This window comes from Microbacterium endophyticum (genome assembly GCF_011047135.1).
Lineage (GTDB): Bacteria > Actinomycetota > Actinomycetes > Actinomycetales > Microbacteriaceae > Microbacterium > Microbacterium endophyticum.
Genome location: NZ_CP049255.1, coordinates 921,282 through 935,182 on the forward strand (window position 1 = coordinate 921,282; position 13,901 = coordinate 935,182).

13 protein-coding genes are annotated in these 13,901 nt (G+C 62.3%); 9 read left to right on the forward strand and 4 right to left on the reverse strand.

Annotated features, from left to right (window positions below):
• The first annotated feature begins 84 nt into the window (after positions 1-84).
• Positions 85-1,434: an HNH endonuclease signature motif containing protein gene (locus G6N83_RS04280; protein ID WP_165139633.1), complete on the forward strand. Its 1,350-nt coding sequence runs from the start codon at positions 85-87 to the stop codon at positions 1,432-1,434.
• A 32-nt stretch (positions 1,435-1,466) separates the two neighbouring features.
• Here the strand turns inward: G6N83_RS04280 and G6N83_RS04285 are convergent, their stop codons facing one another.
• Positions 1,467-2,900, reverse strand: coding sequence for an amidase family protein (locus G6N83_RS04285; RefSeq protein WP_165139636.1), 1,434 nt, complete (start codon positions 2,898-2,900; stop codon positions 1,467-1,469).
• 17 nt (positions 2,901-2,917) lie between these two features.
• Between G6N83_RS04285 and G6N83_RS04290 the strand changes: the two genes are divergently transcribed.
• From G6N83_RS04290 to G6N83_RS04315, 6 genes are all read left to right on the forward strand, one after another.
• On the forward strand, positions 2,918-3,097 hold the full coding sequence (locus G6N83_RS04290; protein WP_165139639.1) for a hypothetical protein: 180 nt from the start codon (positions 2,918-2,920) through the stop codon (positions 3,095-3,097).
• Positions 3,098-3,483: 386 nt separating this feature from the next.
• On the forward strand, positions 3,484-4,089 hold the full coding sequence (locus G6N83_RS04295; RefSeq protein WP_165139642.1) for a hypothetical protein: 606 nt from the start codon (positions 3,484-3,486) through the stop codon (positions 4,087-4,089).
• A 15-nt stretch (positions 4,090-4,104) separates the two neighbouring features.
• A complete protein-coding gene (locus tag G6N83_RS04300; RefSeq protein ID WP_165139645.1) occupies positions 4,105-5,145 on the forward strand; it encodes a right-handed parallel beta-helix repeat-containing protein in 1,041 nt (346 codons plus the stop codon).
• A gap of 59 nt (positions 5,146-5,204) precedes the next feature.
• Positions 5,205-6,440: a glycosyltransferase gene (locus G6N83_RS04305; protein WP_165139648.1), complete on the forward strand. Its 1,236-nt coding sequence runs from the start codon at positions 5,205-5,207 to the stop codon at positions 6,438-6,440.
• Positions 6,437-8,722, forward strand: coding sequence for a right-handed parallel beta-helix repeat-containing protein (locus G6N83_RS04310; RefSeq protein ID WP_165139651.1), 2,286 nt, complete (start codon positions 6,437-6,439; stop codon positions 8,720-8,722). Before G6N83_RS04305 ends, G6N83_RS04310 begins: the two co-directional genes overlap by 4 nt.
• 73 nt (positions 8,723-8,795) lie before the next feature.
• A complete protein-coding gene (locus tag G6N83_RS04315) occupies positions 8,796-10,202 on the forward strand; it encodes a CoA transferase (RefSeq protein WP_165139654.1) in 1,407 nt (468 codons plus the stop codon).
• Here the strand turns inward: G6N83_RS04315 and G6N83_RS04320 are convergent.
• Positions 10,199-10,567 (reverse strand): DoxX family protein, encoded by a 369-nt coding sequence (locus G6N83_RS04320; RefSeq protein WP_165139657.1) that lies wholly within the window; start codon positions 10,565-10,567, stop codon positions 10,199-10,201. The two genes, G6N83_RS04315 and G6N83_RS04320, sit on opposite strands and share 4 nt — an antisense overlap.
• A gap of 162 nt (positions 10,568-10,729) precedes the next feature.
• On the opposite strand from G6N83_RS04320, the gene G6N83_RS04325 reads away from it, so the two are divergent.
• A complete protein-coding gene (locus tag G6N83_RS04325; RefSeq protein ID WP_208379725.1) occupies positions 10,730-11,191 on the forward strand; it encodes a pyridoxamine 5'-phosphate oxidase family protein in 462 nt (153 codons plus the stop codon).
• Positions 11,192-11,194: 3 nt separating this feature from the next.
• On the opposite strand, the gene G6N83_RS04330 is transcribed toward G6N83_RS04325, so the two are convergent.
• On the reverse strand, positions 11,195-11,599 hold the full coding sequence (locus G6N83_RS04330) for a hypothetical protein (protein ID WP_165139660.1): 405 nt from the start codon (positions 11,597-11,599) through the stop codon (positions 11,195-11,197).
• Between the two features lie 123 nt (positions 11,600-11,722).
• Here G6N83_RS04330 and G6N83_RS04335 point away from each other — a divergent pair, with 123 nt between their 5' ends.
• A complete protein-coding gene (locus tag G6N83_RS04335; RefSeq protein WP_165139663.1) occupies positions 11,723-12,241 on the forward strand; it encodes a hypothetical protein in 519 nt (172 codons plus the stop codon).
• Here the strand turns inward: G6N83_RS04335 and G6N83_RS04340 are convergent.
• On the reverse strand, positions 12,209-13,846 hold the full coding sequence (locus tag G6N83_RS04340; protein WP_165139666.1) for a sensor histidine kinase: 1,638 nt from the start codon (positions 13,844-13,846) through the stop codon (positions 12,209-12,211). The genes G6N83_RS04335 and G6N83_RS04340 overlap by 33 nt on opposite strands.
• Between the last annotated feature and the right edge of the window lie 55 nt (positions 13,847-13,901).

The window sequence follows — 13,901 nt, forward strand, 5'->3', positions numbered from 1 at the left end:
GTTTTTTGAGAAAGTTATCCACATCGGGGCTTCTTGGGGTGCTTTGGGGTGGTCGATGTCGGAGGTATGTTCGATACTTGAGTCATGTCAGAGAACACGACCACACACCACTCGCCCGGGGCTCGTACCCGGGCTGAGGTTGTGTTGTCGGCAGAATCTCGCCTGGCGCAGATCGCGCAGCTCGAAGCCGCGCTGGCAGCGGACCTCGCCGAAGCCGGGCGTATGGCACTCGCTGAGATGCGCTTGATCGCGTCTCGTGAGTCGCGGGAACGAGAGATTCCGATGCGCTCCATGGCAGCCGAACTCGGGGCAGCATTGCGGATGTCGGATCGCACCGCGCAAAACCGCATCGACGACGCAATGGAAATCACCGAGCACTATCCCGAGACGTTCGCGTCATGGAGCGCGGGGCGCGTTTCGGAACGGCACGTGCAAGCCGTGTTGCGGGCGGGTGAAAACCTGACGGATGCCGCAGCCAAAGCCCAGTACGACCACGAGGTGGTGGCGGTCGCTGAAGTGGAAACCCCGGGGAGGTTGCGGGGGTTCGCTGCGGCCCTGGCCGAGAAAGCACAACCGCGGACGCTTCAGGAACGCTTCGATGATGCGAACGCGACCCGCACGGTGCGCCTGTTCGACCTGGCCGATGGGATGAGTTCTCTCAACGCAGTGTTGCCTTCAGTGCAGGCGCATGGGATCTTCAACCGGCTCACCCAGCAGGCGCGGGCGTTGAAAGACTTCCAGACTGGGCGGTCGGACTACGGCACGAAACTTCGCGCCGAGGATGAGCCCGTGGTGGATGATCGGCGGACGACGGACCAGATCCGTGCCGATCTGTTCTCCGACATGTTGTTGACCTCGGTTCCGAGTCTCGACCCGCTCGCGGGTGACGATTGCGGTGGGCTGGGTGCGATCCGGGCGATCGTGCAGGTCACGGTTCCCGCCACCACGCTTGCGGGAACCTCATCGACACCGGCGGACCTGTCCGGCTTGAGCCTGGTTGATCCTGAGAGCGCACGACGGCTCGCCGGTACTGCACCGGGGTGGGATCGGGTGTTCACTCGTCCGGTCACGGGCGCGGTGGTTGCGGTCGATCGATACCGGCCCAGTGATCAACTCAAACGGCAACTCAGGGCGCGAGATCAACACTGCAGATTCATCGGATGCCGCATGCCCACCCACCGGTGCGATATTGACCACACGGTGGATGCCGCGCTTGGCGGTCCGACCCATCAGCACAATCTCGCGCATCTGTGTCGACGACATCACAGTCTGAAACACGCGAGCAAGTGGTCGGTGAAGCAGCGCGGTGATGGTGTTCTGGAGTGGACATCGCCGACCGGGCGCAACTACACCGACAAGCCACCCGGGGTCGCATTCGAACCCGATCCGCCGGGGCTCACCAATCCACCGGATGCAATGCGCCCATCGTTTTAGTCGAAAAGCCAGCTTTAGTTCTTGAAGTCTGCCTACACTGCCGAGACCGAAGGGGCTACGAACTGCACGAGCCCTGCGTCTTCGAGCAGTCGCGCAAAGCCGATCGTCGTGAGGTCGTGAAGATAAGGCCCCATCACCTGCGCGCCGAGCGGCATCCGAGACGTCGCCCCTAGCCCCAGCGGAATTACTGTGCACGGCAGCATTGCGAGGTTCGCGATGTTGCTCCACGCAGCGACTGCCTCGGGCGCCGAATACACCCGGCCCGAAATCTCAAGGCTCCGCTCCGGCTCGGGCTCGGGCTGCCCGTCATATACAGGAGCCGCTCCCGGAACGGCCGGCGCAATGACGACATCGACGTGATCGAACACGCGCTCGTTCCACTCATCACGTATCTCGCGCTGCTCCTCAGCATCCCGCCATGCATCATGCACTCGCTGTGCCAGGTCACCTTCAACATCGACCGCAGCCCCGAATGTTGCGCCATCGATACTGTGAGCGATCTCTGCCTGCTGCATCCGGTTGAACAGCTGAAGACCCGCCTCATCAGCACCCGGCGGCTCGACAATTTCGAGCACATGGCATCCAGCTTCGGTCAGCGCCGACGCAAGTGCCGCAATCGCCCGACGCATCTCGTCATCAATGGGCGCACTCACGCAGTCAGTCCAGATACCCACTCGAGTCCCCGCGAGGCTTTTGCGAGTTAAGCGCGGCAAATCTAGCCGCCACCCGATGGCCTCGGATGGCGCCGCTCCCGCGACAACCGAAAACACGAGTTCCAGGTCACGCGCTGAGCGGGCGAGGGGACCCGACACAGATACCGGCGGCTCGATGCGGCTGTCAACGTGCCACGGAAGATGGCCACGCTTCGAGACGACGCCGTTGCTTGGCCGGTGTCCGAAAATCCCGTTCCACGCCGCCGGCACCCGAATCGAGCCAGCAAGATCACTGCCGAGCTCAAGAGCACTGAGCCCCGTCGCCACAGCCACAGCGGCCCCACCCGAAGAACCACCCGAAGCGCGATTCGAGTCCCATGCGTTCAGGGTCCGTCCAAAATCGTCGTTCACAGTTTGATAGCCCAAAAGCAACACCGGAACGTTGGTCTTGCCGAAAATCAGGGCGTCAGCTGCACGCGCACGCGCCACCGCGGGAGCATCACGCGTGGCCTGATGCGAATCCGAGAGGCGACCGTGAGAGGTGCGCATTCCAGCGACATCGAAAGAATCCTTGATTGTCATCGGCACACCGGCGAGCGCGCCGAGCGCCTCGCCCCGCGAATAGCGAGCATCAATCGCCGCGGCCGTGGCTGCTGCACCGGCGAGGTCAGTGTCGACAATCGCGCCGAAGCTGTCGCCGCCGTCATCAAGGCGAAACTGATGCGCCTGCCACAGTTCAACGGCAGAGATCTCTCGTGCCGCAAGGAGGGCACGCATCGTTGTGGCATCCATGGCCGGAAGTGCTTCTGTCATTGCGAGACTCCCGTCATGTGCGGCTCGACCTCGGGTTCCTCGAGGTTCCGGTAACCTGTGGTGCCATGGGCGCTGAGCTGAAAGATCCGAACCGCGGTACGCACTGGATGATATACGTCGGCGTCGCGATGCTCGCGACCGGTGTCGTTGTGCTCTGTATCGCAGCGTTCCTGCAGTACGCCGCTGCAATGCGCTGAGGCTGCACCGTAGCCTCCTCATTGGGACCAGCTCCTCGGGTCTTTTCCTCCCTTTCCTTCCCCCAATGTTCGGAGAACTGGGAACACTCGTCTGTCCTCACGGGCGCGAGCGCGCTCGCATCTCACGGCTACAACGTGCTGTCGATCGCAGCGAATGCCGTCAACTCAAACGACAACCAGCTCGCTCTCGACGAGCCGGACAGATCAGCCGGCCGCCGCTTCCGACGTCACCGCAGCGTCGCTCAAGGGTCGATGTACCCACTGCAATGTTCCTGCCGCAGTGCGACGGCGAACGTCGCTGTGTACCTCAATCGTGCCGAATCGTCGACCGTCACCGGATATGTCAGTGTGCTCGGCTCGGCAACCGGCAGCGTGGGAATAGGCGCATGCAGAAGGTCACATTCGCTCCCGGTGAGGTCTGCACATCGGTCACAGTGCCCACCCTCGGGAACGATGCGCCATCAGCCTCCGCGTCGGCATGGTTCAAGGGGAGCGTCACCAACACGACTGATGTCGTCATGGGCGCGAACGCCTTCACTCGTCTCACGGTGCGTGAAGACGACGATGAATTCGAGCCGGTTATCGCCGATTCCGATGGCGTAGCGACCGCATCGCTGGCGATCGCTGGCGACGCGAAGCTCGGGGCATCAGACACCACAGCTGTTGGAGCAGGTTCGGCACGAGTACTCATCACCTCGGTGCCCGTGCTCGCCCCGACCGTCACGGCGCTTGAGATCGACGACACCGAATATGCGGAGGGCGACGCAATCACCCTGACAGCGGACGTCGGTGGACACGCGACCGACAGCACGGTCGCTCATGCTGACCGCGCTCCTCATGATCACCGGTGGAACGCTGTTGTACACGCGTCAGCGTCGAAGCGCAGAGCGCATCACAGAACATATGGAGGCTTAAAACTCCTCCGATCCGACAACGGGGTGCTGTCTCACATCGTGAGGCGGTACCCCGTTGTCGTTGCGAAAGGCCCGTAGATTAAGAGAGTGCCCGTGCCGACGCAAGCCCACGCCCCCCGGCGCGCAACGCGATTCACGGCAGTGTTTCAACTCGCCGCAGTCGCAGCTCTCGCGATAGGTCTGAGCGGCTGCGGCGTCGTCTTCGATGAAAGCGCCGCACCGTCGACGGAATGCGCACCAGGGGCAACGCTCATTGGCGCAAGTGCCTCAGACCTGCAGCAGGCCCTCGACGAGGCCTTACCGGGTGACGTCTTACAGTTGTCGGCCACGACCTACTCCGGGGAGTTCACCGTCACGACGTCCGGCACGGCATCTGCGCCCATCACGCTCTGCAGCTCGAATGACGCGACGATAAGCCCACAGAGCACCTCGACCGGCTACGGACTGCACCTCGATCACGCCGATTACTGGAAGCTTGACGGCTTTTCAATCACCGGCGGCAAAAAGGGCATCATGCTCGATGCTTCCTCACACAACGAGCTCACGAATCTCAAAGTGTCCGGCACCGGAGAGGAGGGCATCCATTTGCGTACCCACAGTTCCGACAACATTGTTTCGTCCAGCACGATCCACGACACCGGTCTCAGCAACCCCGAATTCGGCGAAGGCATCTACGTCGGCAGCGCTGAATCGAACTGGTGCCGCTACACCGAATGCCAGCCAGATCGAAGCGACCGCAACGTCCTCACGCGCAACCACGTCTACGACGTCGCAGCTGAAGCCATCGATATAAAAGAAGGAACAGGCGACGGAACGATCTCCGAAAACACCCTTTCAACCCCAGAAACCACCACCGTCGACTCGGTTGTCGACATCAAAGGCAGCGGGTGGACGGCGCGCGAAAACCGTATCAGCGCAGCGCTGGGTGCAGGCATCCAAGTGCACAGAGTGAATGCCGACTCTGGCGCGCAAAACGTCATCACCGCCAACACTTTCGATGTCGCGGCGTCGCAGTACGCGATCGAAATAGCGGGTGCCGCACAGTCGGCCGGAAACACTGTTACGTGCGACAACGCCATCGTCGACAGCACCGCATCGGCACCCAGTAACATCGCGTGCTCGCCGAATCGGTAAGATCTCCCCAACTTACTAGCGCGCAAATTACAGCTGACACCAACGCTTTGGGGGCACCGGTGACACCCGAAACACCCATCGAGTATGTGTTGTGGGCACTGCCTTTCGGGCTGCTCGGCATCATCTCGTGGAGCTTTTGGGGTGTCCGCAAGTTTCTCTCCACAATCACCCGGCCGGTCGTCAACGACTTCCGAACGACAACAACGGTCGTCGTGCCCTCGTACCACGAAGACCCGGATGTGCTTCTGCGTTGTCTCGCTACCTGGATTCGCCAGAGACCAACACGCATCATCATCGTGCTCGATGTCGCCGACCTCGAAGCTCAAGAACGCATCGAGGCTCTCCGCGACCCCTCCGTCGAAGTCGTGATGTTCAAGCATCACGGCAAACGTTCGGCGTTGGGAGTCGGCATCCGCATGGTCGATACCGAACTCATCATCTTCGTCGACTCCGATACGGCGTGGGAAGAGGGCATGCTCGAGGCCGTGCAAATGCCGTTCATCGATCCGGCGGTCGGAGCCGTCAGCACTCGCCAGAATGTCTATCGTCCGCGCTCCAGCATCTGGCGGCGGGTCGCCGACTGGATTATCGACCTGCGCTACAGCGACTACGCGCCTGCAATGGGTCGATACGGCGGAATCATCTGCGCCTCCGGGCGCACGGCCGCGTATCGACGAAGCGTTATCCAGCCACAGGTCGAAGATCTCGAGCACGAGATCTTCTTTGGGCGCGAGTGCGTCGCCGGCGACGACGGTCGCATGACCTGGCTCGTCCTCTCCAAGGGTTTCCGTGTCACTCACCAAGACAGCGCGCGAGCGCTCTCGATGTTTCCCGACACCTTTCGCGCATTCGTTAAGCAGCGTGTGCGGTGGAACCGCAACTCCTACCGCTGCTACCTCACCGCGATCGGCCGAGGTTGGGTCTTCAAAGCACCTTTCATCTCGCAACTCACGATGATGCAGATCATGCTGACCCCGTTCACCATGTTCGTCGCTGTTCTCTATGTCTTTCTGGCGCTGCGATCGGCTCACCCGATACTGAGCCTGTCACTCGCAATCCTGTGGCTGCTGGTGGGTCGTGGCATCCGCGGGATCTCACACCTGTGGCGGCGACCAGAAGACATCGTTCTGCTCCCGCTGGTGGCGGTCGTCATCATCCTCGTCGCGCTGCCCATCAAGGTCTATTCGCTCTTCACGATGAATAAGCAGGGGTGGCTCACCAGATCGGCTACACAGCAGGGCGGAGAAGGCCAGACCGAAGCGAGCCTCGCCCCGACGGATGCCGCAAGCGCATGACTCACGAATCCGCACCCGAGCAGCAGAACCCGCCGGCCGGCGTACCCGTCCTGCCGAGCGGAGTTCTCACAAAAGAGGAGCGTGGTGACACCGGATTCGCACGCCGGGGACTCGCACGGCTCATTGTGCTCGGATCGCTGTTCCTCCTCGTCGCTGGCGTCGTCATCGCCGGCCGCGCGCTGAGTGACGGCGGTCTCCTCCCCTGGGTCGCTGCCACTCCCGCAGCATCGAGTGTCGTGAGCGACCGCCCGTCGCCGATTCCTTCGGTGTCAGCTGATTCGGGCGCCGCCGATGCGCAATCCGTCATTACGCCCGATGCCGCTGCGCTCGTGCAAGCTGATGACACCCGACTCGCCGCTGTTTCGCGCCTCAGCCCCGATGACCCCCGCGCAGTCGATGATTTCGCTACGACCGTGCTTGCGGCGCGTGCGGAGCCATATACGCTCAGCGATCTCATCTCGCTCGGCGCGGTTCGGCAAGACGAAGCATCCGTGTATACCGAAACGCGCGACATCATGGTGCGTCCGGGCGCAACGCTCACCATCGAGGCGCCCGGCGCAACCCTCCGCGTGCAGAGTTCGTCCGAGGGCTCCGTCAATCTGGTTTCGTGGGGCGGAGATCTCGTTCTTCGTGGGTCGGAAAAGTCCCCGCTGACGATCATCGGCTGGGACGAAACCACCGAGGCCGCGGACAATGACACGACAGACGGTCGTGCGTATGTGCGCGTCCGAAACGGCACGCTCACAGCCGAGAACGTCACTTTCGACCACCTCGGATACTGGAGCGGACGCACAGGCGGTATCGCCGTCACCGCCACCGAGCCGGGACTTGCCCACGCCACGCTGACCAACACTCAACATCTGAGCCTCGCCACCGGCCTATTCCTTTCTACCGTGGCGGATGCGACAGTCACCTCAGCGACGGTCGACTCATCGATCCGAAACGGCATCACGGTCACAGGGGCCTCGCAAGACGTCACTCTTGACTCGATCACCGTCACCGAGGCTGGCCGTGACGCGATCGCGATCACACGATCGAGCAGCACGGTGGCGGTTGTCGACGCAACGCTCACCGATGCCGCGCAGTGGGGCCTGCGCATTGACGGCTCCGCCCTGGCCAGCGGGCCGAACAGCGCCGGATACGGCACCGAACGGGCGTCGGGGTTCACTGTCACCGGCACGACCATCGTGGGAGCAGGCTCGGGAGGCATCGAGGCGAATTCCACCGACGATCTCACCCTCGACGACAGCGTCGTCACCGCCGAAGGCCGGGCGCTCCTACTCACCGGCCCAGCAGAAACCAACTCGGTGACCAACTCGCGCTTCGTGTCTACATCGAGTGAAGGAGTCGCCCTCACCGGCAGCATCACGGCCGCGACGCTTTCAGGAAACGAAATATCCGGCGTCGCCGTTGGTGCCCTGCTCGTCGACGCGCATGCCACCCTCAGCGATAACAGCATCACCGCCGATTTGGGCCACGCCATCGAGCTCAGCGGTGATGCGCGGGCGGATGTCTCCGACAACACGTTCTCCGGTACCGGCCAGGGCGCAGTGGCTGTTCTCGACACCGCGCAGGCAGCGGAAACCGGCAACGACGCCTCCGAGTGGCGCTTTCAGCTCGATGCCATCACCTGGCTCAACGCCCACCCGATGGCGTGGCTATGGGGCCTCGTTCTCGTCATTCCCATCGTCGGTCTTCCCCTTATCGCGCGCCGCCGCACAAAACACAACGAGCTCCGCCAGCTACTACAGGACGCAATGATTCGCTACGGCGCTGATCAAATCGCGCGCCATGGAAAACAACCCGAGCCGACGCCAGAACCCGAGCCCGTGCCAGAACCCACACCGGCGCCCTCACCCACGCCGCCCGATGTTGCCGTGCCGCGACGAAACTACGTCCCAAAACGCACGGTCACGGGCGTCGTGAGCACTGCGGCTGTGAATACGGCCGCGATGGGCACTGCGGCGGTGAATACGGCCGCGATGGGCACTGCGGCTCTGACACGGTCTCCCAGACCAGCCGTTGCTCTGGACGCCCAAGCAACAGCCTCAGAGCACGAACGTCCGCGATCGCTCGCCGAGCTACGCAATCGTGAACTCGGAGGCCGCGAGTTCGCGAACATGCAGCAATTCGCAATTGCTGCGGTACTCGAGGCCGGGTACCCGATCGGCACCGTTGCCTCGCTCTTTCGAGTACCAGCGTGGCGACTTCAGGAGTGGATCACGCAGGGCGCATCGGAACCCGATGCGCCAGCACGGCCGATGCCTCGGGGACGCCGCTAAGAACCATACTTGCCGGTTCATACAGTCGTAGACTCGGCGCCATGCTCGTCCTGCTCGCAGCTAGACAAAATTCGTGGATGCGAATGGGTGGCTTCTAGCTGTGGCATCCGATGCATTTCTCCCCGCAATCTTGAGTGCGCTCGGCGAAGATGCAGCGCTCGCATCGCGTGTCAGCGACCAGCGCGAAGCTGTGCCGCTGACATCGCCTCTCGCGATCGGCGCGCTCGCTCACGACGCCGTCGCGACCGCGACTCTGATGGCGCTCGCTCTCGGCGAGAGCAAGAGCTCAGACGCCGTGCTGTCACCCCGCCGCATCGCCGCCTGCTACCGAAGCGACCAGCTGTTTCGGTTGCGGGGTGAGCCACCTGCCGCGTGGGCGTCGCTTTCCGGCTTCTTCGAGACGGCCGATGGATGGGTACGAACCCACTCGAACTATCCCCACCATGCCGAGGCTCTCTGCCGCATGCTGAATCTCGACGGCGACGCGACACCCGGTGACATCGCTCGAGCGGTGGCTACATGGAATTCGGTCGACCTCGAAACCCGAGCCGCAGAAACCGGTGCGATCGTCGGCGCGTATCGCAACGCCGAATCCTGGGCAGACGAGCAGCAGGCAAGAGCCGTCGCTGCGACTGCGCTCATCGAGGTGAAAATCGACACCATGGCTGGCGACGCGCGACCGGCCACGGCTGAGCTTCCGGCACCGCTTCGGGGCATCAGGGTGATCGACCTCACGCGCGTCATCGCGGGGCCCGTTGCTACACGCACCCTCGCGCTCCTCGGCGCCGATGTCCTCCGTATCGATAATCCGCGCCGACCCGAAATTTCCTGGCAACACCTCGATACCGGGCAGGGAAAACGCTCGGCTCTCCTCGACTTCGATCGTGCTACGAGCAGCGATCTCGGCACCTTTCACGAACTCCTCGCCCGTGCCGATGTGCTCATCACCGGCTACCGGCCGGGGGCCCTATCGCGTTTCGGACTCGATGACGATGAGCTTTCAGTGAGGCATCCAGGACTCATCCGCGGGTACGTCAGCGCCTGGGGAACCACCGGCCCCTGGGCACACCGACGCGGTTTCGACAGCATCGTGCAGGCTGTCTCGGGAATCGCCGCGATCAGCTCGCCCGATGGCATCCGTCCCGGCGCTCTACCCGCTCAAGCGCTCGACCACACAGCGGGTTACCTTCTTGCCGCAGGGGTGCTGTCGGCGCTCCGACGACGCGTCGCTTCGAGAGCCGGAACCAGCGTCACCGTAAGCCTCGCACGCATCGCACAAGAACTCATCGGCGCCGGCGTCGTGGCACACACGGGCGGCTCCGAGAGTGCTGTGTCGCTGAACGATCAGACGGTACCCGCGCAGACGAGATCCGGGGACATGGTGTGCGCGGCATCCGTTTTCACCCACCCAGAGCTCCCGGATCGATACCCAACAGTGGGCCGCGCCTGGGGCACCGACGCCGCGCGGTGGGAGCGCTAGCTCGCGATCACCATAAAGCCGAGCACGGCGCTGATAATGCTGAGTATCGCGAGCACGATCGTGGGAACAAACGGCTCGTCGAGACGCATGTGCACGATGATCCCTCCCACCATGAGTACGGCGAGGGCGGCCGCCGCAATCGGCGTCAGAACGGGTGCGATGTTCGTCAACAACGGCAGAATCAACCCCAGTGCACCAATCACCTCCGCGGCTCCGATGAGTTTCACGGCCCCCGCGGGAAACCCGTTGACCCAGGTCATACCGATGCTCTGTAGTGCAGGCTTCGACCGCAGAACTTTGACACCGCCGGCGCCAAGAAAAGCGAGTGCGAGCAGCGCATTGATGATCCACACGGCAACGATCACAGGGGTTCCTCTCATACGAACGAAACGCCAGCTTCGCACATCTCCTGCAGGCCACGTGACACATGATCGCCTCACACGCAACCCTCCCGGCGTGCGCGGTGCTGCCTGAAAAGCTTGGTTCTCCTGGCACTTGACGCCAGCACCACGACAGAGGAGATCACGATGTCAGACGATCAGAAGACTCTCGCAAAGCTCATCGACGGATTCCGCTTCGCCATGCTCACGAGCATCCAGGCCGACGGCGCGCTGGTTGCCCACCCACTCACTGTGCAAGAGAGCGAATTCGACGGCGACCTGTGGTTCATCGTTGCAAAAGACTCACCCGTCGCATCCCACCTTCACATCAACTCGCACGTTGGCGTATCGATGAGCTCCAAAGACACCTGGGTGTCGCTCACCGGCTCGGCAACTCTCGTTGACGACGAAACGAAGTTGAAGGAGCTGTGGAGCTCTTCTACGGAAGCCTGGTTCCCCGAAGGCCCAGAAGACCCGAACATCACCCTCCTGAAGTTCGATGCTGAAGGCGCCGAGTACTGGACGAGCGACGGCAGCTCGATCGTTCGTGCGGCCAAGCTTCTTTCTGGAAACCGGCCCGCGGGCACTAACGAAAAGGTTGATCTCTAACCTTCAGCTCTGTACGTCGACGCCCAACGCACGGGCGAAGTCGACGGCGAGAACGTCGACCTGACGCGAACTCATCGTTGCTCCGCGCAGAGCAGTCGGATCAAGGTAGCTTGAGGCATCCAAACCGCGCAGGTCGACGCTCTCGATGCGCCAGAGCCGGTTATCCACATCATCGGCGCGGCAGCCCTCGAATGCGGCGCGCTTAACACGCGCTTGCGGCATGTCGAGTGTCCCGATGATGCAATCGACGATCAGAAGATCGGATGCTGTCGACCCGGCGATCGTCAAATAGTCGATGCGGATCCCGCGCAGTTCGACGCTGTCGATGTCGCTGTCCGAAAGGTCAAGGGTGCCGACCCGACCTCCCACGATGCGCACATTCCGCCAACGCCCGGTACGTGCTGTCATTTCGATCGCGCGGCTAGCACCCCGATGCCGAGCTCATCGGGCAGATCGGGTGCACTCACGCGAGGAGGCAGAGGGCGTTTGAGTTTTGCCACGCGATAACGCTACGCGAGCTAAGGTGTGTGCGTGACCGCCGAATCTCTGCTCCGAAAACTCGACAAGATCGCTGGCGGCAGCATGGCTGATCACCGCGTCGCGCCATCGGACGATCCGCGCGTCGCGCGTGCTTTCCGAGTCATCACATGGATGCTCATCGCCTGCTTTCTTCTCGGCATCGGAACTGTCATCGCCTCGGTCGTCTTGACGGTCAACGGCGACGATGTGGGATTCGCCGTCTGGATGCGATGTCTCGTCGTTCTCGGCATCACGACGACGCTCTTCTACTTTTTGTGGCGTGCGCGCCTCGGCTGGTACTGGGCGATCCGTCGCCTCCAGCTGTTCAGCCGCATTTTCCCGATCATCGCTCTCGTGTTAGCTGCTATCCCCGGTCTTTACCCCCTGTGGGTCACGACCGAACAGATCATCTTCGCGATCTTGCTGATCGGAATCTCTGACTACCTTCAGAGCGACTATCTTCGCGCCGCGTACCCCAAGCCTGCGCGAAAGCCGAGTTCAGGCCGGAAGGTCGATAGCGAAGGTCGTTAAACCCTCGTCACCACGGTCGACATCGCTGTTGATCAGTACTCGACCGTCGTGGGCCGCGACCGCATTCTTCACGAAGGTCAGGCCGATACCGAATCCTTGGATTGCGCGTCGACGTGCGTCGTCTGTGCGGTAGAAGCGATCGAATATGAGCCCCTGCTCTCCGCGCCCGAGGCCGGGGCCCAGATTGGTCACAGAAATTCTGACTCGGTCGCCGCGAAGTTCCTGTGCGACCGTTATCGCGGAATGCTCGCGACCGAACTTGATCGCATTGACCAGCAGCTCGCTGACAACCTGGCGAATTCTGCGTCCATCGATCCGAGCGTCGAGGTCGCGGTTCCCCACCCGCTCAAGCGTGATGCCTCGTGCTGCCGCGCGCTCTCGCACTGATTCGACAGCAAGCTCAATCACGCGATCCACGTCGGTTGTCAAAATCTGCAGCGGGTCTTCTCTGTCAGCCGCGGCCAACAGCTCGCCGATGCGATCCATCAGGTCTTGCGATTTGCGACTCACGACGGCCAGATACTCGTGGACCTTTTTTTCACGCGGGTCCACAGCGTCATCGATGAGGTCGAGAAAACCCATGATGCTCGTCATCGGGGTACGCAGCTCGTGCGAAACAGTCTTGAGAAACTGCTCGCGTACGTCGATGGCAGTCGCAAGCTCGGTCACGTCGTACGCGACGATCACGGTGCCGAGCAATTCGCCATCTTCACGCAGCACTCGTCGAGTCGATGCGATGATCGCTGCCTGTTGATCGGGCGGCCCCAACCACTCCATGTGCTCGGCCATCTCTTCACCGCGCAGTGCGCGCGGAATGATCTGCTCATCGAACGGGATCGGCGTAACGCGATCAGCTGCCCGCACTTGCTCTCCGGCATACGGTGGGGTGTCGATCCGAAACCCCACAGCTTCCGTCATCTGCGACGCCAGGTTATTCGCCAGCGCCAGACGACCCCGGGAGTCGTAGAACGCGACGCCCGCGTTCACGGTGTTCAGGATGCTGCGCGCCAAAATCTGGTTGTCCAACGCTTCACGCAGGGCCGCCGCCTGCTTCTCGTTCGCGCGGTAGAGCTGTTCACCACGACGGCTGAGCTGGCGGGCAGCCACCTGCACGACCCTGGCGACGACGATGATGATGATGGGCAGCGTAATGACATTGGCCCAAGCGAGTGCCGTCGCGGGCCACGCTTGGTTGTAGAAAAAAGTGAACGATGTGATGAACGCCGCGCCGAGCGCGGCTGTCCATACGGCGTACTTGAAAAAGCCGTACGCGAGCCAAAGAATGGGAAAGATCGCCAGCATCGCCGCTGCTGCCAAGACTGTGTACAGCTCTGCACGAAGAAAGCCGACAGCGATCATGTCGATGATCGGTAGCGGCAGCATCCACATCGGTTTAAACCGCTCCCACGGAATGAAAAACGCCGCGAGTGTTGTAGCGAACACCAGCACGTAGGCGGTGATGACCGGCCACGTTTCATATGCCTGCGGGTAGACAAGCGCGACCACGACGCCGACGAACAGCGCCCCCACGAAGAACGGAAACTGGCCACGAAGAAACACTCGGCGCCGCCCCGTCGGGGTCAACTCAAGCTCGAACATTGGCATGAGACGACTCTCCCCCGGCACCTGTGAACACGGCACAACCCTGTGCCGATTCGAG

Excerpts from the sequence above, each read along its gene's own strand:
- G6N83_RS04295 (WP_165139642.1), top strand. The coding sequence starts at position 3,484 with ATGCAGAAGGTCACATTCGCTCCCGGTGAGGTCTGCACATCGGTCACA.
- G6N83_RS04285 (WP_165139636.1), bottom strand. The coding sequence starts at position 2,900 with ATGACAGAAGCACTTCCGGCCATGGATGCCACAACGATGCGTGCCCTC.
- G6N83_RS04325 (WP_208379725.1), top strand. The coding sequence starts at position 10,730 with ATGTCAGACGATCAGAAGACTCTCGCAAAGCTCATCGACGGATTCCGC.
- G6N83_RS04310 (WP_165139651.1), top strand. The coding sequence starts at position 6,437 with ATGACTCACGAATCCGCACCCGAGCAGCAGAACCCGCCGGCCGGCGTA.
- G6N83_RS04340 (WP_165139666.1), bottom strand. The coding sequence starts at position 13,846 with ATGCCAATGTTCGAGCTTGAGTTGACCCCGACGGGGCGGCGCCGAGTG.
- G6N83_RS04280 (WP_165139633.1), top strand. The coding sequence starts at position 85 with ATGTCAGAGAACACGACCACACACCACTCGCCCGGGGCTCGTACCCGG.
- G6N83_RS04330 (WP_165139660.1), bottom strand. The coding sequence starts at position 11,599 with ATGACAGCACGTACCGGGCGTTGGCGGAATGTGCGCATCGTGGGAGGT.